Source organism: Desulfatiglans parachlorophenolica (assembly GCF_055394735.1).
Window position 1 is genome coordinate 2,514,243 of the sequence record NZ_AP042460.1, and the last position, 24,162, is coordinate 2,538,404.

A 24,162-nucleotide genomic window follows, 5' to 3' on the forward strand; every position below is an offset into this window, starting at 1 on the left:
TTCGGGTGGAAAGTTCAATTTATATTTAGCAACTCCAATCCCGACAAGGGGTGTCAAGTGAACTCAGTCCGGGTCAGGCCAGGCGGTTGCGAGCCCCAGGGCGGCTGTCTCCTCTCGAACGTTTGCAATCTCCTCCCGTGTCGGCCTTCTGCAAAGAGGGGCGTCTGAAGCGGTGATGGATCCGTCGGGGCAGTATTGTCCACGGACAGAGACGAAGAGGTTGCATTGATCCAAACCCGCAAGGAAACGGAGTGACGGGAGATGGCAGCAATCGTTGTGCCCGGGGAGGACGAGGATGCGAACAATGACTGGGACGCCCTGACCCAGCATGTTCTGGATGGAGACCTTGGCTGCAGCTGGGTAGTCAGACGCTGAGGCGATGGCCTGTGCACAATCTGCCGAAAAAAATTTCAGATCGGGCACATAGGCATCTACTAGGCCGTGGAGGAGACTCAGAGTCTCCGGCGTACCATAGGCATTGGAATTCCATACCACAGGGAGTCTCCAGCCCTCAGGAAGACAGTGAAGGAATTGGAGTATGCCAAAGAGGGATTCGTCGGGGTTGCCGCCCATGAAGGAAAAGGAGCGGGCGCCCTTCATGGTGAAGCTTGAAAGGCTTTGCGGGGAAAGACGTTCTGCGCCCCCGGGAGGTGTACCGAGGAGATGGCTCTGCTGGCAGAAGCGGCAGCGAAGGCCGCAGCCATACAGGCTAAGAATATGCGACGGATTGATGCCCGGCTCCTCGGCGATGTGGACATAGTGTTCTGCAACGAAAGCCTCGCTTCCCAGGCCGCAGCTTCCCCGTTCCCCTTGCAGGCGGTTGACCTTGCACCTTCGGCCGCACAGCCTGCAAGCCGCAAGGAGGCGTAGCGCGAGTTCGATCTTCAGGTCGAGGGTGCTGGCCTCGTCAGGTCCGCGCTTTGGCTCGTTTGAACCTGCCATGGTTTTTTCGTGAACGGCCCACAATTGCTCTTCCGCCATGCTTTTCAAGTCGGTTTTAGAGAAGCCACAACCGATCTTTCGAAGAGTCAGAAATCGGGGCTTTTCAAAACCAGGAAGACGGCCTGTGAGGACACGAAATGCAGGGTCGAGAGATTTGAGGAGGGGAACCGCGTCAAACCCAGGGTCCACGACTTCGAGCCGGCCCTGTTCGTCCACCCGCATTCGGGAAATTCTTCGCTGCATCGCTACACCTTCAGCCGCGTACGGGCGGGTTCCCCGGGCAGGGTAAAGCCCAGGAGTTTCTTCTTCATGGATGTGATCTCGCCGCCCACTGCCTCTGCAAGCCCTGAGATCTCCTCCTCGCATCGCTTGCTCCTGAGCCCGTCCACATCCACCCAGAGCCTTCCGTCCTCACGGACTTGAACCTTCATGCGCGCCTGCCCGTCGCCGTGCCGGAGGGAGGTCTCCCTGGCCGAAATCTGCACCTCGCCGTTTGCAAGCCTGGCGGTTTGAATGTCCATAGCCATGCGTTTCCCGAGATGTTCCAGGACCCGGTCCTGGGTGTGCTGCCGCATAAGGGCATGGACCTGTTTCATGTCCCCGGCCGTGGTCAGCATCAGTCCGTCCTTGTCCTTGAAGATGGCAAGCCGCTCGCCCGTATCCTTTTGCAAGAGGACGGAGGACGGTGCCCGGCGGGCAATGGCCGCGGGGGCATCCCCGAGTCTTGGCGTCGATGGGGAGAGCGAGAACGATCCCCGCATGCTCAACGGGGTGGAAATCGAGCCAAGCCGCTCGGCAGTCCGGGTCATCAGAGAGGGAGAAGGAGCGCTCAGAGGCATAGGCGCATATCCGAGCTTCTGGGCTGATTGGAGCAGGGGTTCCAGGGACGGGAGGGTCAGCCTTGTCGTGGTAATGCGGTGGGTCTCGCCCGTGGCCAAAAAACCCTTGAGCCGTTCGTCCCGCTGCAGCTTTCTGGACCTGTCAACCGCAGCCCGGTCTTCGTCTTCGGATTGGCAAAACCATCGCACAAGGTTGCAAGCCCCGGCGCAGATGCCTCCTAAGCTCGAAGAGCCACCGGTATCCCTAGGTTCGTAGCTGTAGGAGTTGCTGATCTCCGAATCGTTCTCGTAGGGGGAAATGCTGCTCGTGTTACTCATATCGTGTTCTCCTTTGAGTGTTCGTCACGCGTCGGTGGGTCCGGCAGGGTCACAATACATCCTGCCCCACTCACGCAGCTCCCTGAACTGGTCGTAGAGTACCAGGGCCCTCATGCGCTTTTTCTCGACCTCCTCTTTGAGGAGGGGCAACATGAAGCCCTGCCCGCCATGCTCCGCCCGGGTGCCGGCCTTCTTCACGAGAGAAAAGATATCTGCGCCGGAAAATTTTTCGGTCACTCTGGCCAATTCGGACGCCATCCCGGCAGGATCACACACAAAGGGGGCGAGCCAGCGATGGAACATCTTCTCCCGGGAGGCCAGGCTGGGCATGTCCACAAAATAGGCCGCGTCAAAGCGTTCGCTCCGGGTCATGGTGAGGCCCACCTCGCCCATGCGGCTGAGACTGTTGGAGGTGGCTACGATGAAATTGGGATAGGGGTTGTCCGAGAGCCAGCTCAGGAGGGACCCGGTCACGCGCATCATGGTGCCTCCGTCGCGCTCGGAGGAATCGCCAAAGGCTTTTTCGATCTCGTCGATGAAGACCACGTTGGGGCTAAGGGTTTCAAGGACTGCGAAGGCCCTGCTGAAGCGCTGCTCAGTCTCGCCGAGAAGGGAGTTCATGAGAGAGGAGATCCGGAACTCCACAACGGGGAGATCAACCACCTTTCCAATGCTCCGGGCTATCATCGTCTTGCCTGTGCCAGGAGGCCCGATCAGGAGGATCCCTCTCGCCCTTCCCGGACCAGGCGTGCGCATCCGCTCCCTCCCCACCCGAAGATCCTCTATCAGATAGTCCAGCCCGATGGGTTCTTCCACATCCTGGGTATCGAGCACGTTCATGGCCAGTTCCCGGCTCAACTGCTGGGACTTCCGCTGCTCCAGCCGCTCACAAGCGCCTCGAAAGTCCGTCGGGTTGGGGGCCAGGGCGTCCTGCAGACTGTCCCTGGCCGCGCTGCGGGTGAGCCCCACCATGCCAGATGCGAGGCGGCTGGCCTCCTGTTGGATGCGTTTGACGTCCGGCGAGATTCCCTGCCGGTGGAGGAGCATGGCCACTTCCTCCCTCGCCAGGGCCTCCAATTCCCGCAACCGCGGATAGGGGAGATCAAGCCGCACGAACTGGTCGGCCAGGATGCCGGGGAGGCGGCTGGCCGACTCGGGCGGCTCCAGAAAAATGAGCACCAGCCCTTCCGAGAGCGTTTCGGCGGAGAGCATCTGTGCGAGGGTCATACGCATCACCTGATTCCCTCCCTGGTCCTGAAGAAACAGGGCGCAATCTTCGAGGATCACAACGCCGCCTCCACGCAGGTCCCGGGCGCTGGCCAGAAGAGCGGGACCGTCCATGGCGCCGGCCCCTACCGGGTCCCAGCGAAAGACATCGGGATTGTAGCGTGACCGGCCTGCCACAGTGAAATGGTAGAGAGGCACTCCGCATTCCAGTCCGGTCTTTCGCACCATGCTCAAGGCCTGGCTTCGGTCCCGGGTGGTCAGAATGCAGGCCCTCACGGCCCGGCTCAGCCGCGAGGACTGAATCACGCGCGTCAAGTCGCTGCAAAAGGCATCCGGATCATAAACGCTTCTTGCCATGGTAAATTCCTCCTGGTGGGATGAGGGTTCAGAGCTAAGAAGGGCCTGGAAAGGCCCTTCTTATTCCAATAGCAATGTGATTACCAAAAAGAGGGGTACGAGGGCACACAACCTGCCACGAGATCTTGACCCCGGCGAAGCGTTCGCGGTGACATCTGCTGAAAGGGGTATTTGGTGGGAGCTTTCGGAAAGCCACAGCCGCAACTGCTTGTGGCCTTACAGATTCTTCTTCTCTTACTCAACGCCAATAAGGCTGTGACATCCCTCGTTTTGCCTGTTTTTTGAAGAGTCAAAAAGGATGTGTTTTCAGGCTGCTGAAAATACCTGTCCTATGTTCTTATCCGGGAGACCGGTTCCAGAAGTTATATAACTACCTGATAGCAGAAAATTCCCGCTCCTTGATCGACTCCGGAAAAGACACCGCCGGAGTGATTGAAACTGAGTGCTTTCGAATTGTTGCAAGCCCATCAATTCTTGTTCGTAGAAACATATTGATTGTTAACAAATTCTACCTCCTGTTCCTGAATAAGAGCCGCAAGCAATTTCTGAAGCAAAGCCACCCGGGTTCCTTCACCATATAACATCGTTGAAATAAGAGGGAAATCGGAAGATCTCGCAGGTCTTGCTCTGAGCATTCGTCTCAGATATACCTTGGCCACTGCTTCGGATAAACCCGCCTCGTCCGTTATTCGGAAAGGAATCCCAAAGGTCACATACCCTTCGCCAGAGATAGGGACAAGAAGACCAGAAAATTTTATCGCCATCATAATTTCATTAACCGGTCTCTTGGCTATAGAAATGGACTTCGCCAAGTTTATGGCTGCATCTTTTAAGCTCAAATTTACACTGTCCTGATTCTCGTGATAATAATCAAGAAAGGCTTTCAAAATGCCCTCCCTGTATTCCGGCATAGGCCTCAAGTTGTTGTGTCGAAGAACCCGACCCCAAATTGTCTCTCTCTTGAAGTCGAATTCGTCATTGATCATTTCGAAATCCGATGCTCTTTCCATTACCCCCTGCAGAAACTCAGAGAATTTTTTAGTGGATAACCTCTGATGATCAAATCCCGGAGCAACCCGCTTCATTGTCGTGCTGAGAAGGGCGATATAAGGTTCTTTTCTTTCCTCCGCGAGGATATCCAATGCCTTACGCAGAATATGAATGGCATTTTCCCAACTGCCATCCCAAGAGACGGTTTCGGCAGATGGCCCGTTCTCTTCTCCCCGCTCATCCGGGCCTTTTATGCTCTTCATAAAGGATCCAAACGTCGCGTATCCCAGTGCTTTATAGTCGAAGGACGGATCGAGCCTCAGCATGACCTGTTCGATATTCTGGATATGCAGGCTCGATCCCTTTTCCACTATGGCCTTTTCGGCCCTTTGTAAAAGAAATCGGGCCGATTCGACAGGAGACTCGGCGGGCAGACGCTCCTGCCTGGCTAATTCCTCGTAGACAATAAACCTGTCTGCAAGGCGAACCAGGGATCCGGATGTCCCACGTCTGCCAATGATGAACGCTTCTTTTCCGTATTCGCGAATTTTGACCAGCAGCGGAGTGTAATCACTGTCACTGGTAATAAGAACAACGGTCGTTATGTTCGGCCTGGTGGCAAGAACCTCCATAACCTCTATGGTCAGGCAGATGTCATTGCCTTGATGGTCGGGAAGGCCAAAACGGGGCCTATCTATGAATACAGTCCCGCTTTCGACCATGCCCTGGCGGATTCTGGCATCCCTCATGGCATCGCCAAAGGCCCTTCTGAGTACTACACGGCCCTTTTCCTGAAGGAAATCCGAGACCAACTGCGGGTCCACAGCCAGATTGTCGTAATCCATGAACACCGCGATATGACGTTCGTTTTCCATAACTTCCTCAGCATAAAAATCATGTTTTAGTGTCGGACCGCGGTCAGAGGGCCAAAATTCTATCTGCTTTCATCAGGCGAACGGGTTATCTTGGACTGAACCGCCCTTCTGATTCCCCGCCTGACAATGGTACGGGGGGGGTAGGTTCTGGTCCGGCTGGAAAGCAGGCCTCCGTCAGGATCTCCCTGGCCGTATTCTGCAATTCATCGTCAAGGGAACTCATGAAACTCGTCGTGAGAGTCCCGTGCCGCCTCGGCGCCTCGATGACCTCCTTCGGAGTCAAGTGAAGTTCCTTTGCAAGGTCGATGACTCGCATTCGTCTCATTTCTCCACCTCCTGTTGAACTGCTTGCACCAAACATTCTTCCCGGTTTTTATTCCTTCTGCAAAGGGACTGTGAAACATGCGCCCACCGTGTATCCGGCTTGAAGAAGCTTGCTGGCCTGCAGTCGGCTATCCGAGAGTCTTCCGCCCCTATGCGGAGAGTCCCAGGACCCTTTGTCGGAACAGGGTCTCGAACCGATCGGCATCCACCTTGTAGCAGACCCAGGTCACCTCCCTGATCTTGTCCTTATACAATCGGGTAGGCCGATAGTCTGCGACGGTCATGCCCGAGGTGAACTTGCCCCGGTCCTCCACCTCCACATGGTACTGCTCGGCCTGGCAGAGAGACGGGTCTATGGCATAGGCTATGGTGAGGGGGTCGTGCAGATAGCAGCCGTTCAAGCCCTCGTTGTGATAATAAAAGTCCATATAGTGGGACGTCACCTCCTGTATAAAGGACGTGACGGGGCTCTTCGCGCGCTTTCGGGCAGCCTCTTCCACCCATTCCCTTCTCAGCCGCACCTGATGAGTGACGTCGAGGCCGACGAATGTGAGAGGGAGGGTTTCCCTCCAGGTATAGGCGGCGTCGGACTGGGGTTTTCTGCAGAATTCAACGACCGCCCGGGCCGCCTTAGGGTCGCTGTGCACGTTGAATTCAGCCGCCTGGCTCCGGTTTCCGGCCTGGAAAAAGACGCCGCCCATCACGATCACCTCTTTGAGCCGGTTGACCGCCTCCGGACATTCTCGAATCCATCGGGCCAGATTGGTGAGTGGCCCGGTGGCAATGAGGGTGATGGTTCCCGGCTCGTGGGCATACATGAGACGACGGAAGAGGTCGGAGGCCCTGTCGTCCGGCCCAGGCAACAGGTCCGTATCCAGGTGCCTGTCGCAAACGCCTCCGAGTCCGTCCGGGCCGTGGACATTGGCTGCATCCTCGATTCCCTCCCTGAGGGATTCGCCCGGCGCTACGGGAGGTGCGGCCAGGCTGGGCCGGTGCTTCTTGAGCAGGGTCAGCACAGCGCAGGCATTTCTGACGGTCTGATTCAGGGAGACATTCCCGCCGGTAACGGTAATGCCCAGAACGTCCAGTTCCCTGGACTGTAGAGCCAAGATCAGGGCCAGGGCGTCGTCCACACCCGGATCCATGTCGAGGATCACCTTGCGGCAGGCAGTGCAATCCTGGCTATGGCGGATGAAACGGGTCATCCGCCTCAGCTTGGATCGGGTAATGGGGATAAGCCCGAAGACGCTCTGAAGGTATTCCCGAAGGGTGTCGGCCTGGGGAAAAGTCTCCAGGTCGGACTTGAGTTCCACCTCGTAATCCTCGGCCACAACAGGCTCGCTTCCGGGCAGTTTTGCCTGAATGTAATCCAGATGGAGCTGCGCGACCACGCCCTTGGGGTGGTTCAGCTCCACCACCTGTCTCCGCACCTCCAGAGTCACAACAGGCCTCAGGGTTTCCATTCCCGTGATAAGCCCTGTAATGGTCTCAATCTGTTTGGGGAACTCCCCATCCAACAGACCCTTGAGGCCGTGTATCCCCAGGGGAAAAGGGGCAGTCTTGTGGTAAACCAGCTCCCGATTGGGTCCGATAGCCTGCTTTTTCATGATTAGCTGGGTGCCGAGCCCCTTTTGTTGCCTCGCCCGGAGCACGATCCCCTGCCTTTCAAGACCCAGGTCGTCGGTATCGAAATAGTAATCTGTGTACCGGACGCGGTGTTTCCCATGATGGCGACACTGATACCCGCCGACTTCCCTGAGCCCGGTAATCAGTTTGAAAAAGCCGTCTGCCATCCGGTTGTCGCGGAAGGTGAACTTGAATTCCCAATTGGGCATCTCCTGGACCTCCTTTTGTCGGTTAAAACTGCAAGCCTTTTTGGGTTGAATCCCTGCCCGTCTTTGCAAAACTAGTCGGACCTAATGCGACAACCGATCGCATCAACTTTTATTTATTGTCTTATTCTCAGTTTTTCTATCATGATGAAAAACAAAACCTCGCTATGCTTCATTTGCAGGTTCAACTTCATTATTATTAACTTCTAGAAATCCATATCACACCAACCGTCACCTTGGCGAACGCCGAGATGCATAAATCGGAAAGAGATCTTGGGTATGGCTCTCGCCCGAACAACCTCGAATGTTCCCATATCGCGGCATCCGTATTAAGTGAACGACATTGAAAAACAACCTCTTTAGTACAGCCTGAAGGGCCGTCTCCACCACTCTTTACCGACCGTCGTCGTTGAGATCCTTCAGATACGCGCTCATGGGCAGTATTCTCTTTGAAGGCCCTGGTGTCTCAGGATATCCTCGGTAATGACGCGCAGCCCCTGGGTCTGGGCAAAGACGCAGGCCTGTCGAAGGACTTGCTCCAGCTCTCTGAAATTGCCGGGGAAGGGATGGTGTCGCAGGATTTCCAGGGCCTTCTTAGAGATAGCCTGAACCACCCGTTTCTCTTTGTCCCACCATGGGTTGATCAGGGGGTTCTGAAGTACGAAATCCACCAGCCGTTCCAGATCAGCCAGCCTGTTCCGGAGGGGTGGGATGGTCACGGTGAAGCCCAGCCGATGGTGCAGATCCCGCCGAAAGGCACCTCTTTCCACCTCCACTGCAAGATGCCGGTTGGTGGCGGCCACCACCAGCGAAGGGACATGGAGTGGGTCGCCATACCATCCGTCGGGGCAAAGCGTCTGTGTATCCAGATAGCTCAGGAGCCGCGCCTGAAGCTCGGCAGTCAGTTCTCCGATTTCATCCAGGAATACCGTGCCATGGTACGCCTCCAAAATTGCGCCGGGCCGGGTTCGGGCGTCCGTGTAGGCGCCCTGCATAGAACCGAAGAGCTGGGTCTCCATAATCTTTTCTCCCAGATTGGCGCAGTTGACCTTGACCAGTTTGCCGGCCTGGAGTTCACGATACACGTAATCGTGAATGAATCGGGCAATAAGAGTCTTTCCGCTCCCAGTTTCCCCTTCGATGATGATGTGGTTGCGCATCTGTCTGGCCGGACGGCTAAACAAAGAGGCCGAACCGGCTTTGCGAAGCCAGTCCTTTATCTCCTGAAGCGTAAAGGTTTTGCCTTCAAATTCCAAACGCCTCTTACCCGCATTGACAGCCCTCTGGAACTCCATGACCTTCTCGAGATCGACCTGTTGGAAATCTTTTGCGCTCAGGATCGATCTGTCGTTTATGCTCTTTTCGGCTTCCGGTCTGATAATGTCGAGGAGGGTCTTGAGCTCCACCATGAAGCGGCCCATGCTTCCCACGAACAGGCTGACCAGATTGGCCTCCTCATCCCGCCCTTCTTCGATTTTGACGGACCAGCCAACCTTTAGCACCTCCTGGTCCGTCAGTTCCAGTTGCCTCTTTTTTCGACGCATCCGCTCCAGAAGGAATCGCTTCACCTCCTCAAAGGTGCCGGGGTCGTCCAATGGGAGGTATCGTACCACGTTCTTTCTGAGCCATACCCCTGAGGCATGACCAGGGTTATACTGGTTGTCCAGGACTATGACCGGTATATGAGTCTTGTCCGTGTGTTCGGCGATCACACGCCCTACGTCACGATGGTCTTTTTCTTCTTCGGTCCGCGGGAACCGCAGGACAGCGGCGAGCGTCTCGCCTTCCTTTATCCCTGAAGGTCTGTCGAGACAATCCAGTCCAAGACCTTCAAGCTCGCTTTGGATGTCCTTGTAATTGACATAGATGTTGGACATGCTCTTGGCCTTCCTTTCCTTGGTCATGGAATTAGTTCCACCTGCAGGTATCGGAGCACCTCCTCCATCCGTTCTTTCACAAACGGCCAGTATTTGTCCTTTTGGACCTCCATTCCGACCTTGGAGGAAAACAGACCATACTGATCGATCAAGAGGTCCCTAAGCGAGGGAATCATAGAAATGGGATATTTCTCCGGTTTCCCGTTGTCACGCCACCATTTCTTTACGTATGTATAGATCTCTCTTCGGGTCGCAGAGTCTGCGGGAATCCCCCGCTCGTTCAGCCGTTTTCGCAGCATGCGTTCGCTCGTGGGAACTGTTATGTTGTTTGCAAAAAGGATCTGCTTCACACCTGCCCAAATTTTCACACTACTGCTAGGGGATCTTACCTCTTCTGTCTTTATCCAGCGGATAGCGTCGTCCAGCACCTGATCCCAGGCTTCTTCTCTGGCTTCCGCAGCCCTGAAGAACTGAGACATGGAGAGAATGCCCCAATGTGGGGTCTTCACGTAACTGCCCTGTACGATGCGATTCATGCGGCTTTTATCCGCGATGCCCGCACGATCGGCAAATTCCTTCTGGGTGACGGGGGGAAGGTCGTGAGGCCCCTTTTGAGGGTCGAGGAGGATAGCCTTCCATTCCCACATGATCCTCTCGGCCACCGCTCTTATCAGGCGGATGGCTTCGAGCCGAACCATCAGTGCGGGTGAGGGCGCCTCCATCCCACCGATCCGCCTCTGGAGACGGCTTTCCGCAGGGATCACCACTCCCCCGGTGCGGTCAAACACGATGCGTGGCCAAGGGAGAGGGTCTTGACCCGGCCCCGGGGCTTCCAGCAGGGCGTCCCCTCCGGCGTATTCCGCCGGGTCATCCTCATCCCTGTGGGGGCCTTCCTCATCATATTCATGTGCATCCCAGTCATCTTCATCCGGCGCGCTGTCGAGGCCTGGATCCTCCGTGCGAGGTGGCGGGGAATCATTGATAACCTCATCAAGCCGCTCAATCGCGTCCGCGAGAGTTATGGCACGATCTTGGGCCACCTCTGTCTGGGGCGCCACCTCCGGCCCTGGAATCTTTTCCTGCCCCGGCCTCTTGCCTTTGCCCTTTCCTTTGCCTGTCCCTGCTGAAGCCATAGCGCAGCCCCTTTCAGACCAGTTTCCCCGCGATGAGTCTCTCCTTGTAGCCCAACATCCTGTCCGTCTTGCCTTCGAGAGCTGCCTGGACAAGGACCTCCAGGCCCCTTCTGAAGGACGCCCCGGCAAGGAAGCCCTCCTTTTCCAGGGGCGCACGGTATACGCCTGTCAGATAGGGCTTCCCCTTGTCCGTCCACCGTAGCATTCCTCGAAGGATCGTTTCGAGGTGTCTCTCGTCTACCGCGCCCTTGTAAATGGCATGAAATTCATAAGCAAAGATGGCGCAGAAATCGTCCATTTCTCCTAAATATTCTGAGGCGCGTCGCATTTCGGGGCGCTGTCCGGAAGGCAGCTCGACAGGCTCCCAGTCCGGTAATCCACTTTCTTCCAGGCCCGCGCAGCCCAGGAGGAAAGACCATGCGTCCGGTTCATCGCCTGGGTTAAATGAGCTGTTCCCTGGACGGATGATCCTATAGGATGGAACGGCGATGTTTCGGTTCGAGAGGAGCCCGCGGACCCGCTCCAGGCCCGAGGTGATGGCGTTTCCGCCTACCCCCCCCGTATGAAAAGTGCGCATGGTGAGTTGGGTCCCCCGTTCGCCGATGGACTGGCCGGCCAGGATTCCTGCGGGAAGTCCTTTCTCGGCAGGATGCCGTTTGGACAGGTCCCAACCGCAGCACTTGCGGCAGAGCGCCCCAGGCCCATGGGTGGTGTGTGCCTCGCACGCAAGGGGAGAGCGAACCAAAACCGGCTTCCCTTCTTTTTCCAACGCCCGGGCCCGTTCTTCGTCGATCACCTGGCCGGTCGCTGTCTCCACCCGGCCCACCAGACGTCTGGCCAGTCCAGGGAGCCCTTTGAAAGGCTCCCTCTCTGTAGGAGGAAAAGGCCGCAGGGACACCCCCTTTTTGGTCTTGCAGTCGTCCATTCGAACCACGCACTCATACCCCGTCTCCACCATGAGACGGGTCAGTTCTCCTGCAGGCGCGGTCTTGAGCTTTTTTTCGCATATGCTCCTCCTGGCCCCGTGGCTTCCGAGGTAAAAGCCCAAGGGTCCGATCCCTTCCCGAAAGTTCTCCCAGACCGGCATCTCCAGGGGCCTCATCGCCATATCGGTCAGCACCCCCCGGACCCCTCCCAGTTGCACCATCTGGTCCATGTCTCCACGGGCCCCGGAACGGGCCATCAGGGCCACCGGTCCCTTTTGGTAATCCTGCGGCATGGTTCTGTCTCCTCCTTAGATTCCACAGAGGCTGCGCATTTTCACTTTCACGGCCCCTTCAACGTCCCTTACATTAGCAAACTGGCTTTTCAGCCCATCCAACTCCCCGTGGCTCACCAACGGCACATCAAAGATTGAGAAGGTTATTCCGGCCACCGTCGCCTCTCGGAACCCCTCCTCCATGATCCGTTGGGCCAGGCGTGTCGTGGCCTGGGGATCTTTCGTCTTTCTGTAAAACTCTACAACCAGGCCCGCCAGCTGCTTCTTTGTAACGGCCTCCGAGGGCTCGGGGATTTGGCCGCCAAACCACTCGGCAAATGTCTTTCGACCCTCCGGTGATGAGGTGAGGAGGTAGATCCCGAGGGCGATGTCCTGGGTGAGATGGAGCATGGTTCCCCCATGCGCTGCAGACAGAAGATTGTTCACCGGGTTGAGCTGGATTTCGGCCTCCTTCATAGCCTGCGGGTTCAGGGGGAGGTGAACGGCCATCTGGTCCCCGTCGAAGTCCGCATTGAACATGCCGCATACGAGGGGATGGAGCCCAATGGCCTTGTGGGGGACATGGACGGGCCTGAAGGCGAGCACATTGTATTTGTGCAGGCTGGGCGCCCGGTTGAGCACGAGCCAAGCGTCTTTCAGGATTTCTTCAAATACGCGTTTTCGGACCACCTCCCTCCAGACAGGCTCATGGAGATTCGCAACGATTGCCTCGGCCCGTTTCAGGGCATCCTTTTCCTTTTCCCCCTGTTGCGGTTCGGCAAGAACCGCCAGGAGCCTGCTCCTGACCAGCCCGATAGCGAGTTCCAGGGGGATGCCCACCTGGTCCAACCTCAGCTCCGGCATGGGCACGATCACGCTCCGGGCCGATGCATCCACCCGTTTTCCTAAAAGGTGCATGCGAAAGATCCCTTCCTTTCCCTTGATGAGCCCGGCGATCCCCTTTTCAGCGCCCGGCTCGGCGGGGTTATCGCCGAGCATGAGCCGGTTGACCGCTTTCTGGAGCCCGGCCCTCGCATAGAACAGTGCCCTGCCCGGTTGCCCAAATGAAAGGGCATCCAGGAGGGCACGGTTTGCGAGTAGGACCTTGCGGTACAGGTCATTCAGGGATGAATTTATGATCACGGCCCCATGGCCGTCGCGAAGGGGTCTGAAGTCGAGGGGAAGGACGGGCAATACGCGAATGAGGGACTGTTCCAGGACAGGATCCACGGTTGCCCCCGTACGTGGAGCCTCGTCCTTCAGGCGCGCTACAAAAGATGCCCCTGCCAGGAATTCGCCATCCGCAGGGACGGTGAAAAAGGCGCGGGGTAGCAGGGGAGCGGCCTCCTCAAGATCTGTTGAAACCAGGGCAGCGGCAAAGCTCAGGAGGTCCTGGCGTCCGTGTCCTGTAGGATCCCAATTCCCGGCCTGGGGCGCCCGTGTCTTGAGCCACCTGCGCAGAAGGGGGTAGAAAAGGGGATGGATAACCGGCTCGACCAGTTCGATATACCCCATGTCGAACCGGCTGTCCTTGAAAATGGCCGGATCGAAGAGGCCCTTCGTTTTCTTTTCGAATGCGCCCTTGACCAGAATGGGTCTATCGCCCTCCTCTACCTTGTTTTTCCTGGCCCATGCCTTGATGGTCGATTCGTCGGCAAAGCGAATGGAGGCATGGTCCAGGTCAGCCATTTTGCCACGGATCTCCAGGGGCGTTTTGTCCTTCTGATGGAAGCGGAGGTCCAATCCAAGACCCCGCAGGAGCATCACGGCAGACCTCAGGGTCTCCGGAAAAGGCGCATACGGTTTCCCGGCAATGTTCAGGTAATCCCGGGAAAGCTTGCGCCTAACCTCTTTTGGGGCATCGGCCTTGAGGGTCAGAAACTCCTGGAGAAGGGTTCTTGCGCCGTGGACCAGGAGACCCCACACCTCCATCTCCCCGAGGCGCTGGCCGCCCCCCCGCCGCCTTCCCTTGACCGGCTGGCCCGTGATGAGCGCCAGGTCCCCGGTCTCCCGGGTATGGATCTTGTCTTCCACGAAATGATTGAGCTTCATGAAATACTGATACCCCACCGTGACCGGGGCCTTGATCCGCTCCCCACCCCGGGGGTCCCAGAGATGGGCCTTTCCCTCAGGCGTGATTCCCGTATGCATGAGGACGCCAAAGGCACCCTGAATCTCTTCCTCGGGAACCTTCTGAAAGGGCGGGACAACTGCCATCTGTTGGTACTTTTTGGGGTCGTGCCGAAGGATCCAGCCCAGGTGGGTCTCCAGGATCTGGCCCAGGTTCATGCGGGAGACGACCCCATGGGGATTGAGGAGGATATCAACGGGGGTGCCGTCCTCCAGGTGCGGCATCTCGTGCGAGGGGAGAATGCGGGAAATCACCCCCTTGTTGCCATGGCGGCCCATGAGCTTGTCCCCTACCGCCACCTTCCGCTCTTCTAGAATCCAGCAGACCCGCTTGAAACGAACCCGATCGGCCTGGGTGGCATGTTCCAGAACCGGGATCCGTTCAATATACACCACAGTCCCGTTCACCGACGCGTAATGTCTAGTGATCTTGGGTCCCTGGTCTTTCTTATTGTCGCTGACTGATGTCTCCTGAATGGAGGTCCTCTTGTACTTGGAAAAGAGCTTGTCCCCCTGTCGGACCTCCTGACCGGGTTTGACGAAGCAGCCTTGAAACGTTATGAACTCCAGCATCTCTTTTCGCAGACCCGGACTGGCCTTTTTCAAGGGGCCGCTCGCGTCGTCTTCGTCCCCATATACCTCGATCTCCTCTGCCCGCAGGTGCAGGGAGGTGAGGACATCCTCCTTGACGAGCCGGTCGCTGATCACGATCCCGTCCTCAAAATTGAGGCCGTAATAAGGCATATAGGCCGCCAGCAGATTGACGCCGAGGGCCAGTTCACCGTCTCTTGTGCAGGCCCCGTCCGCAAGGGCCTGGCCTTCTATCACTTCGTCCCCTTTTTTCACCCTCACCCGGTGAAAGGTAATGGTCCCGTGGAAGGTGGGCCGCATGGGCAGAAGGGTGTACTCGTCCTCGCCCCCTTCGTCGGCCCGAATGGTGATCCGGTCTTCCAGAACCTGCTCCACCGTGCCGCTTCCCCTCGCATAGACCGCATGGCCGCTCATCCGCGCGGCCGGTCCCTCCCAGCCTGTCCGCACCAGAGGCGTTTCGGGAAAGAGGAGGGGCACCGCCTGCTTCATGTTTTTGGCCCCCATCATGACGCGGTTGTTGTCATTGTGCTGTACGAATGGAATGAGGCCTGCGGCGATGCCCAACATCTGGCCGGTATAAAGCTCCTGGCCAGTGATCTCGCCAGACGACACCTCTTGCACCCGGCCCGCCTTTCTGGCCAACGCCATGGGACGGGCCAGTGGGTCATCTGCCATGACGGGAACCAGGGTCTGCGCCCTTTCGTCGGCAAACGAAAGCCACCAGGGATCATTTTGGCCATTTAGCCGATATGCGGCCTTGATAGTGCCATCCGCCACGCGGGCCGTAAGGGCCAGATGGAGGTTGAGCCCCATGCTCTCGGATTCAGGGGTCTCGGCCAGGCACACCCTTGCATAGTGGGAGGGGTGGACCTGACGGTGGGTGGGTAGCATGCTCTCAATGTGGCGTATGCCCCCCGGCCCCTTGAGCGTGATCTTGCGCCGCAAAGATATCTCGGCCAGAGGGTTGGTGTCATCGGTCGGCTGACAGAGCTCCCCTTGAAAGAGCTCGCGGAGGGTCCTGTCCACGGGGCGCCGAAAGGTGCACCGGAAGTAGGACGGATTCGGGTCCTTGTTGAGGAACGCCTGAGTCTCGTCCTTCAATTCCTGAAATACCGGGGCCAGGTTCCGCTGAATCTGATCATGAAGGAGGAATGCCTTGAGGCGGTCCAGGTCAGAAGGGTCGTCCCCTTCGAGGCTGTTTTGGGCTGCATGGCGAAGATAATGGATGAGGCCGTAGAAATCCTCTGGAGTCAAATGCCGCGAGTTGCCTGGCGCCTGGAGTTGAAGGGCTTGGAATGAAGCGGAGAGCCGCTGGTTGATTTCCTTCCTGACACCGTCTCCCAGTGTGAATCCGGCATGATCGGCGAGAAACAGCGTGTGCAGGCGACTCACCCACTCCACGGGGAGCGAGGTTGTTTCAGGGCATGATTCAGGGAGGGTCAGGGGAGGAGGTGCCTGGCGTTGGTGGCCTGAAAAAGCCCTCTCCGCTTCATCCCAGAGGCCAAGGGCCTTGAGCAGGAGGGCCAGGTCGTGGGCCTGGCCCAGGGCGACCACGTTCATGCAATACCCCTCCTGGTCAAGGCCCGTATGCATGATCTTGAGAGAAGGACCCTGCTCCGGCCTGAGGAGAATGGCCCTTTCCGATACCTTTTCCACTTCTATGGGCGAGAGGTGGATACCTGGTCGTGGGAGGAGCTGAATCACAGGAACCCGTTCCTGCCCCTGAATGACGAAAGTTCCCTTTGGCGTGAATAGGGGGAAAGCCCCCAAATCGCGCTCCAGCTTTTCAGGCGTCCCTGACACCCTGCCAATTTCCTGCCCGTCATAGGTAAGGATCCGTTCCTCCGTCACCTCAAATTCGAGGGCCACGCGCATACCCAGGTCATCCCCCTCACGAAGCGTGCTCCAGGAGACTTCCTCCAGCGTACGCATGTCCAGGGCACGAGATGAATCGAAGGGGAGGTAGATACGATACCCTGTCAGGGTTGCATGCCCTTGACGGACCCTCCTGAGAAGCTTCCCGTCAAAGGATTGGCCTCGCTGAATGACGATATTATGGACGATACCGCCTTCGCCGTCTCGGGGATCGAGGAGCGAGACCTTTGCCATCGGTCTATCGCCTTTCACATTAAACGCTTCAATTTTCCTTAGGCTCTCTTCAGTCAGGACGCCTCCAGCGTGCACCACTTCCTCACCCCCGACGGCTATTGAGGTGGCGGCATAGGGATACCCATAAGTGTCCCATGACTTGATCAGGTCCTGGATCGTCTTGCGGATGGCCGATTCGTCAGGCCGATTGCCTCCCTTTCCGATCTCTGGGTAGATCCTCACTCCTCGGATAACCGGCTCGTCTCTTTTCCAATCGAAGGACTCAAAGGCCTCCCTAGCCATGTGATAGAGCCCTGTTTTGGGATCGAAATCAAGGCCTTCAATAAATCGGTCGTATTGCAGAAAGGCCTCGTAGGCACTCTGGTGGGGGGAGATGCTGACGTGGGAAAGGTCGATGCGGTCGGTCATGGCGCGGTTTCTCCTTCAGCAGAGGGGGGGGGCGAGTTCAGCAATAATAGACGAACAGGCTGTGTCTACTGCCTCTTTTGGCTTTATGTTTGGGCGCGTCTCAATTGTGAAAACGATGAATTTTCCATCATCCTCATTTTTCACTCGAAAACCCACCCGCCTGACAGGGTTGAAATCGGCGTCGAGGTAGAGCCATGGAACGACCTTGGCCTTCCCCGGTCTTTCAGGGGAGGTGTCTTGCAGACCCTGTTGCCTGGATCTGCGTTCATTGTCGAGTGCAGACCGATAGCCGATCCCCTTTTCAATCTTGAAGTCGATGACAACCTGGCCCACGGTATCCTGGAGGGTGAAGACAGGCTGTTCCGGATTTAACACCATGTGCGCCTCGTCATCCTCGAACCAATCTCCTAAGAGGACCTCCTTGCACTGGGGCGTAACATCAGCCTCAAACGCGACCTCGGCGTGAACAGTAAATTCCTTTTCATTTTGGGGCAGCCGGAAGATGCCGTGCTGAAGATTTCGTGCGATCTCCCGGACATTCTCCACAACCCCGGGCAGGCGGCCGAACTGATGAGGCAGGCCCCTCCAGGGCTTTGCCTTACCTTTATCGTCCTCTTCACGATATTCCAGTTTCATGGCGGTCACAGCCCACCCCGGCACCCTGGTCAGCAGGATCTGACGCAACCCCTGGGCAAGGCGGAAGAGACGATCCTCATCGATCTCATTCCCCAACGCGATGTGCGCTTCAGCCGGGCTATCTCCCTGCCATTTGGCACCCCTGAGACATTCCGTCAAATGTATTCCTTCGCGAGTATTCATTTCAGCCCAAAGACCGATATCATGATGCACAAGCCCCTCCATCCCAATCTGCCTCCAACCCCCGTTTAGATCATTGTAACGCTTCAAAATGCTGATCAGTTGCCAAGACCCCATTTTCCAAATAGTCAGGCTCCAGCGTCGCTATGGTGCCTTACTTGCGGCTCCCAGATTCCTGTATTGTAATTCACTTTCCGTATTGAATGGCTGTCTTCTCAAGGCGACGCTAACGCAGTAAGGATAGCGTTGTCAATGGAACTGTAAAATGGCAACTCCCTTGGGGACAACTCCTTTGCCACCAGCGCGATCCAGACGATATTTGAGATGGCCTGCATTGCCCTTTCAACAGCTATTTGATCCCCATCTTACTGCAGCTTTCCGAACCCGCTGCGACAATGAAGATGAGGCACTTCCCTCACGAAATATAAGTGTCGGACGGATAGGAGTGAAGCCAGAAAAAGATGACTTCTATAAGTCGAATAAACCGCAAGGTGGAGGAATGCGCCAAAAGGGTAAGCGTCAGAGCAGCCCATCTTTCTGATCAAGCAGATCTGAAGTATCCTCCGTTTCTGAGCCGTGCGCCTGAAGTGCCGCCATATCAGATGCATAGGAGGAGTCCCCGTGAAGCAAGTAGATCGCCGGGTGCATTGGAGCAGGATCATGCAGGCGCAGGCTTCAAGTGGGCAGACCATCAAGGCCTTTTGCGCCGAGCGTAGAATCAGCATCTATCAGTTTTATGCCTGGCGCCGCCGCTTGAAAGCCGGCATCCGCCACCAGCAGAAACCCGGAGCATTCATTGAGCTGTTTCCCGCCAAGGATGAAGTGAACGCCCCGATCCGGATCCATGTGGGAGACCAGTTCTGGGTTGAAGTGCCCCAAGGGTTCCACCCGCCGACGCTCCTTTCGATTATCGAAACTCTTACCAGAATCGGTCAGGCACATGCTTGCCCTGAGCCCTGTCACCCATATTTATCTGTACCGGTCTGCCTGCGACATGCGCCGGTCTTTTGACGGACTGTGCGGTTTGATCCGCTCCGAGCTCCGAGCCGATCCTCTTTCAGGCTCTCTGTTTGTCTTCTGTAACCGCCGGCGCACCATGGTCAAGCTTCTCTATTTTGAGGGTGACGGCCTGGCTATATGGATGAAACGGCTCGAACGGGGGCGTTTCATCCTCCCCCAGCGGGCCGCCTTAGACAGGCGGATTGACCGCCGGCAACCGATGCTCCTGCTTGAAGGGGTTACACCAAAAAAAGTAAGTAAACGCTATGTTTATCAAATATAAATATCGATAAATGATTTATTTTATGCTTTATATCGTGACATGGTATCGACCTTGCCAGAAGCCATCGCGCTCATCCAAAAGCAGGAGCTTCAGATCCAGGAACTGACCAAACAGCTCCGTTCCAGGAAACTGTCCCTGCGCATGCTCCAGGATCAGGTCGAGAAACTCATCCGCCGGGTCTATGGACGGCGTTCCGAAAAAAGCCATCCCGATCAGCTCATGTTCGATTCCCTGCTGATGGATGTATCCGATCAGCCTTGTGTCCGTGAGCCCCTGGTGGAACTGCCCGAGAGCAGCCTGCCCCACAAAGCCAAACCGAAGACCTCGAAACGGAACCATCCGGGCCGGCTGCCGATTCCTGAGCACCTCGAACGGGTCGAGATCCTCCTGGACATCCCCGAAGAGAAAAAGATCTGTCCCGAAACGGGCGAGCCCCTCAAGCAGATCGGTTTCGAGGTTTCAGAGAAGCTGGAGTACCGTCCCGGCAAGCTGATCGTCAACGTGTACAAACGCCCCAAGTACGTCTCCCCGGACAGCACAGCCGACGTGGGCGTGCTGACCGCCCCCATGCCCGACCATCCGATCGAGCGGTGCAAGGCCGATGTAGGGCTCCTTTCCTACATCATCGTGAGCAAATTCGCGGATCATCTCCCGCTCTACCGCCAGGACGGGATCTTTGAACGGGAGGGGGTCGACATCCCCCGGGCCACCCAGAGCAGCTGGATCATGCAAACTTACGAGGCAGTCAAGGTCCTCGAGGACGTGCTCAGAGCGGCCGTGCTCGAAACCGACGTCCTCTTTACGGACGATTCCATCATTCCGCTCCAGGTCAAGGGCAGCGGGAAGGTGAAAAAGGCCCGGCTCTGGGTCTATGTCCGCGGCGGGCTGGGCCCCCCGTTGGTCGTTTTCGAGTTTTCCCTGGATCGAAGCAAGCAAAGGCCCTTGAATTTCCTGGCCGGCTACCAGGGCTATGCGCATGCGGACGCCTACAGCGGCTATGATGAACTGTTCCGTCAAGACGGGATCATCGAAGTGGCCTGCTGGGTTCATGCCCGCAGAAAGTTCGATGAAGCGGTATCTTCTCGTCCGCAGGAAGCGACGGAGATCATAGCCCGCATCGCTAAAATATATCTGATTGATAAAGAATGCGTTGATATTGGCCCGGTTGAGCGTTCCAGTGTGAGGCGGATTCATGCTGCGCCGGTCATCGAGGGAATCTTCGCCCGGCTCGAGGAACTCAAGGCGGCGACCATTCCCTCGGAGCCCCTGCGAAAGGCCATTGACTATACCCTGAACCAGAGATGGCAATGATCACCCTAATAGAGAAGCCCTGAAGCGATACCTCGAAAACGGCTGGCCGAAGCCCGACAACAACACGGCGGAAAACGCCATTCGTCCTCTCTGCTTAGGACGCAATTATGCAGACTTCCCGATTATGCGGAGTTAGGGCGGATGTTTGGGCTTATCTCTTGGTCTATCTTGTGGAATCTGTGTAACTATTTGCATGCTGTCCGGCGTCATGGACGGTGATGATACTCTCCATAATTCAGAGGCTGTCCAGGAAGGCCAAGATGTCCTTCGATGCCTTGTACCGTGGTACCGTTGTCTTGGGTTCTTGGAGTTTAGCCAAAGCCTGCTCTTTGATTTTTATGTCTGCTTGCAAATAGCCGTGTGTCGTCTCTATGCTCTCGTGCCCTAACCACAGCGCAATGACCGCCAAATCTACGCCGGATTGAAGAAGATGCATGGCAGTGGTGTGGCGCAGGACATGAGGCGATACCCTCTTGTTCCGGAGTGAGGGGCATCTTTGCTGTGCAATGCTGACCGCCACCCGAAGCCGTTTTTCAACTCCCGACCGAGTCATGGGATGCCCTAATTTATTGGGAAAGATTGGCTTTTGAGGGTCATTGGCAATATTGACAAGCCAGGATCTGAGTAGCCTCGTTGTCTTCTTCCATAATGGCACTACCCGTTCTTTACGTCCTTTGCCGTGGAGATGCACCGCAGTGCACCGTTCATCCTCGAGGTCCATCCGCCTGACAGCGAGAATTTCGGAGACCCGAGCACCGGTATTGTAGAGTGTAGACAGAAGCACGTGATCCCTCCGACCGCTCCAGCTAGCTAGATTTGGTGCAGCGAGCAAGGCATCTACTTCAGAACGGCTGAGGAAGCCAATAGATGGCCGGTCAAAACGTTTCATAGGAATGGCAGATATGCGTTGTATCTCCGAAAAGGCAGCAGGCATCTGAAAGGCGGCGTAATGTACAAATGAACGGATCGCTGCCAGCCGGGCATTACGGCTGCGGATGCTGTTATGCCTTTGAGCCTCGAGGTAATCAAGAAAAGCCAAGGTCATATTGGCATTTATATCGGCCAAGTTGAGGTCCATGATCGATTTTCCTGTTCGCTTTTCAGCAAAATTCAGCAACAAACGAAAGGTGTCCCGGTAGCTCTTCACAGTATGGTCGCTGACATGTTGCTGTTGAATTAGACGCTTACAGAAAAAATCCTGAATTAGCCCTGGCAGGACTGTGTTGACCCCTGGTTCATTCATAGACGACCTCCTCGCTGGCACTGGCCGCACGCTCGAAACGCGCACTGACAATGGCCATTAAGGAGGGGGTTCCGGTTAGGTACCAATAGGTATCTGTGACCTTGCCGTGGCCGAGATAAGTTGAAAGAAAGGGCAAAGCCCAATCAACGTCAACGCCTTCCTCGTACCAGAGTTGCAAGCGGCGACAGGCAAAGGTGTGCCGCAGATCATAGAGCCTGGGCTTTCGTACGGCGTGGGTTTCCCATCCCAGTTGCCGACGGAGTTGGTCGAAAGCATAACGAGCATGCCGGTACTGAAATGGCTGGCCGCCATCATTAATGAAGAAGTACGGTGTCTGTGGATACGGGACACAGCGATCCCGCAATAGGGCGTATTCATTAAGGGCCTCTACAGTCGTGGAATGCAGGGGCACGTGGCGTGATTTCCGAAACTTCGTTTTCCATACCGTCAGCACACCGGCTATGAAATCGATATTCTTGCGGGTCAGACGAAGCGCCTCCCTAACCCTCAAACCGGTGGATGCCAACAAGCCCAGGAAACATTGCATCGTTTGCGGCCGCAATCCGCCCTTTGGCGGTAGATGCGCGGCTGCTGCCAATAGATCCGCGATTTCCGCCTCCGAGTAAATATGAGGTGTTACTCTCCGGTGCGCAGGTCCTAGTAGACCAGGGGCTGGAATCTCGGTTTCTGGCTCGAACAAAACACAATATTTTGCCAAGCAGCGAACGACCTCAAGCCTACGTGCTCTAGAGATTGAAGTGCCTTTTTGAGATGCGTTGGCCCAAGTCAAAGCCAACTCCGCTGTCAAGGCCGAGTGGTGCCCCCTGGTTTCAGCGAAGAGGGCAAAGCGCTCGAGTTCCTCGCCTTCTATACGAAGCTCGTATCCCAAACCCCGGCGGGTATTCAGATACGCCTCGACTCTGTCGTTCATGCTAGTCCAGTAACTCATGACGACCTCCTCGGCCAAGGCATGGCCACCAGCGAAAGCTGCCCGAGGTCTACTTTTGTATAGATTTTGGTGGTATTCAGACTGCGATGGCGCAACACATCAGCAATCTCTTTCAAGGATGCGCCATGCTGCAAAAGCCTGGTGGCTATTGTATGACGGAAAATATGAGTTCCTGTGCACGGCAGCCCAGCGCGGGCAAAGGCACGTCGGATAGCCCCTCGTACTGTGGTAACTTGAATGGTGTCACCCCTTGGCGCCCGGTGGTAAACGAATACAGCCCGAGAGTTGGTTACAGGTCTCCCTTTTTGCAGGTAGGCGATTACCGCCTGCCCCAGGGACCTCGGAATGGGTAAAAGCTCTTCTTGACGGGACTTGCCCCTTGCTAGGCGAAGGATTCCGGTGTGCCAGTCAATCGCATCCAGCGTCATTGCGGCAACCTCGCAGCAACGCAGGCCCAGATCGAAAAAACATCGGGCCATGGCGTAATCCCTTTTGCCAATAGCAGATGTCCGATCAAATACGGTCCAGAAACGCTCCAACTCGGCTGGGCCAAGGATGGGCGGCAAAGAAGCCAATGACCAATTCGGTGGTCTAGGGATCTTTGTCGCCAAAGAAGAGGAAACCTTGCCCTGAAATACAAGAAATCTTACATAGCTACGCAATGAATAGACCAGAACACCAATGCTGCCTGGCCGATATCCTCTGGCACGCTCTGAGACAAAACGAATGAGGGTAGCTGGTCCGATTTCGCTAAATGCCGTCCGATTCTGAGAGACCCAGTCTAGGAATTCACGAGCGTGACGGCGGTGATACCAGCGCGTAGCCTCAGCTAGACCACACACTTCATGAAGGTATCGATCGAATTCCTGGATAGTAATTTTAATATCCGGCGGCCAGGTGTCGGCCACTTCCCGGACCCGCGCTTGACCCTCCATGGACAGGAGTTGGTTGAGCGCCGCACGCACCATCTTGTACCCTGGTTGCCCCGACCGGAGGCAACGGCACTGTAGTAGATGCTCTTCGAGGAAAATCTGAACAGCCTCTCTACTAACGTCTCTCCGACCTTCAGGCTCTCTCGCCAACCATTTCAAGAAGTGCGCTGCCGATTTCAGGTATCGGGTTGCAGTGGACTCTCCATGTCCTCGCGCCTTCAGATGGAGGCGGAATCGTTCGAGCCGATTGTCCGGAATTTCACCATCCTGAACTGTTCGCATTTTCATGGGTACCCTCCTTGTAGAAAATTTCAAAGAAGTACCCAGTATTATGCGGAACTCATAAACTGAAAAGAGCAATCATTCCGCCAGGAAAATCAGGCCTCGGCTCTAGATTGTTCCGGCTGAGTTCACATAATTGGCAAGTCTGCATAATTCCGTTTATGCGGAGCTCCGCATAAACGCAAGAACTGGCTCTT

At 56.4% G+C, this 24,162-nt stretch carries 18 protein-coding genes; 4 read left to right on the forward strand and 14 right to left on the reverse strand.

Going from position 1 to position 24,162, the window contains the following annotated elements:
- Positions 1 to 63 precede the first annotated feature (63 nt).
- The 11 genes from ACZ500_RS11700 to ACZ500_RS11750 form a co-directional block, all read right to left on the reverse strand.
- The gene (locus ACZ500_RS11700; RefSeq protein WP_464232655.1) at positions 64 to 981 is read right to left on the reverse strand and encodes a radical SAM protein; all 918 of its coding nucleotides are present in this window, start codon (positions 979 to 981) and stop codon (positions 64 to 66) included.
- Positions 982 to 1,187: 206 nt separating this feature from the next.
- Positions 1,188 to 2,099, reverse strand: a complete 912-nt coding sequence (locus tag ACZ500_RS11705) for a hypothetical protein (RefSeq protein WP_464232656.1) — start codon at positions 2,097 to 2,099, stop codon at positions 1,188 to 1,190.
- Positions 2,100 to 2,123: 24 nt separating this feature from the next.
- On the reverse strand, positions 2,124 to 3,683 hold the full coding sequence (locus ACZ500_RS11710) for an ATP-binding protein (protein ID WP_464232658.1): 1,560 nt from the start codon (positions 3,681 to 3,683) through the stop codon (positions 2,124 to 2,126).
- Positions 3,684 to 4,150: 467 nt separating this feature from the next.
- Positions 4,151 to 5,548 (reverse strand): NYN domain-containing protein, encoded by a 1,398-nt coding sequence (locus ACZ500_RS11715; protein WP_464232660.1) that lies wholly within the window; start codon positions 5,546 to 5,548, stop codon positions 4,151 to 4,153.
- Between the two features lie 85 nt (positions 5,549 to 5,633).
- Positions 5,634 to 5,873 carry a hypothetical protein gene (locus tag ACZ500_RS11720; protein WP_464232661.1) on the reverse strand — a complete coding sequence of 80 codons (240 nt, stop codon included), beginning with the start codon at positions 5,871 to 5,873 and terminating at the stop codon, positions 5,634 to 5,636.
- Between the two features lie 148 nt (positions 5,874 to 6,021).
- The gene (locus ACZ500_RS11725) at positions 6,022 to 7,707 is read right to left on the reverse strand and encodes a nucleoside hydrolase (RefSeq protein ID WP_464232662.1); all 1,686 of its coding nucleotides are present in this window, start codon (positions 7,705 to 7,707) and stop codon (positions 6,022 to 6,024) included.
- A gap of 428 nt (positions 7,708 to 8,135) precedes the next feature.
- Positions 8,136 to 9,608 carry a sigma-54-dependent transcriptional regulator gene (locus ACZ500_RS11730; RefSeq protein ID WP_464232663.1) on the reverse strand — a complete coding sequence of 491 codons (1,473 nt, stop codon included), beginning with the start codon at positions 9,606 to 9,608 and terminating at the stop codon, positions 8,136 to 8,138.
- Entirely contained in the window at positions 9,605 to 10,714 is a 1,110-nt protein-coding gene (locus ACZ500_RS11735; RefSeq protein WP_464232664.1) for an RNA polymerase factor sigma-54, read from the reverse strand. The genes ACZ500_RS11730 and ACZ500_RS11735 overlap by 4 nt, the downstream gene beginning before the upstream one ends.
- Positions 10,715 to 10,727: 13 nt before the next feature.
- Positions 10,728 to 11,933 (reverse strand): hypothetical protein, encoded by a 1,206-nt coding sequence (locus tag ACZ500_RS11740; protein WP_464232665.1) that lies wholly within the window; start codon positions 11,931 to 11,933, stop codon positions 10,728 to 10,730.
- Between the two features lie 15 nt (positions 11,934 to 11,948).
- Positions 11,949 to 17,150 (reverse strand): DNA-directed RNA polymerase subunit beta, encoded by a 5,202-nt coding sequence (locus ACZ500_RS11745; RefSeq protein ID WP_464232666.1) that lies wholly within the window; start codon positions 17,148 to 17,150, stop codon positions 11,949 to 11,951.
- Positions 17,151 to 17,165: 15 nt separating this feature from the next.
- On the reverse strand, positions 17,166 to 18,011 hold the full coding sequence (locus ACZ500_RS11750; protein ID WP_464232667.1) for an RNA polymerase alpha/RpoL/Rpb11 family protein: 846 nt from the start codon (positions 18,009 to 18,011) through the stop codon (positions 17,166 to 17,168).
- 615 nt (positions 18,012 to 18,626) lie between these two features.
- Here ACZ500_RS11750 and tnpA point away from each other — a divergent pair.
- From tnpA to ACZ500_RS11770, 4 genes are read left to right on the forward strand one after another with little or no spacing between them, the layout of a single operon-like run.
- Complete coding sequence (tnpA, locus tag ACZ500_RS11755) at positions 18,627 to 18,977, forward strand: IS66 family insertion sequence element accessory protein TnpA (RefSeq protein ID WP_464232668.1); 351 nt, start codon at positions 18,627 to 18,629, stop codon at positions 18,975 to 18,977.
- The gene (tnpB, locus tag ACZ500_RS11760; protein WP_464232669.1) at positions 18,961 to 19,248 is read left to right on the forward strand and encodes an IS66 family insertion sequence element accessory protein TnpB; all 288 of its coding nucleotides are present in this window, start codon (positions 18,961 to 18,963) and stop codon (positions 19,246 to 19,248) included. Before tnpA ends, tnpB begins: the two co-directional genes overlap by 17 nt.
- A 51-nt stretch (positions 19,249 to 19,299) precedes the next feature.
- Positions 19,300 to 20,559, forward strand: coding sequence for an IS66 family transposase (gene tnpC, locus ACZ500_RS11765; protein ID WP_464232670.1), 1,260 nt, complete (start codon positions 19,300 to 19,302; stop codon positions 20,557 to 20,559).
- Between the two features lie 19 nt (positions 20,560 to 20,578).
- Entirely contained in the window at positions 20,579 to 20,695 is a 117-nt protein-coding gene (locus ACZ500_RS11770; RefSeq protein ID WP_464233039.1) for an IS66 family transposase, read from the forward strand.
- A gap of 99 nt (positions 20,696 to 20,794) precedes the next feature.
- On the opposite strand, the gene ACZ500_RS11775 is transcribed toward ACZ500_RS11770, so the two are convergent.
- Genes ACZ500_RS11775 through ACZ500_RS11785 form a run of 3 tightly spaced genes read right to left on the reverse strand, consistent with a single transcriptional unit; the run spans position 20,795 to position 23,971 of the window.
- Positions 20,795 to 21,802 carry a tyrosine-type recombinase/integrase gene (locus ACZ500_RS11775; RefSeq protein WP_464232671.1) on the reverse strand — a complete coding sequence of 336 codons (1,008 nt, stop codon included), beginning with the start codon at positions 21,800 to 21,802 and terminating at the stop codon, positions 20,795 to 20,797.
- Complete coding sequence (locus ACZ500_RS11780; protein ID WP_464232672.1) at positions 21,795 to 22,751, reverse strand: tyrosine-type recombinase/integrase; 957 nt, start codon at positions 22,749 to 22,751, stop codon at positions 21,795 to 21,797. Before ACZ500_RS11780 ends, ACZ500_RS11775 begins: the two co-directional genes overlap by 8 nt.
- On the reverse strand, positions 22,748 to 23,971 hold the full coding sequence (locus ACZ500_RS11785) for a tyrosine-type recombinase/integrase (protein ID WP_464232673.1): 1,224 nt from the start codon (positions 23,969 to 23,971) through the stop codon (positions 22,748 to 22,750). The genes ACZ500_RS11780 and ACZ500_RS11785 overlap by 4 nt, the downstream gene beginning before the upstream one ends.
- Positions 23,972 to 24,162 lie beyond the last annotated feature (191 nt).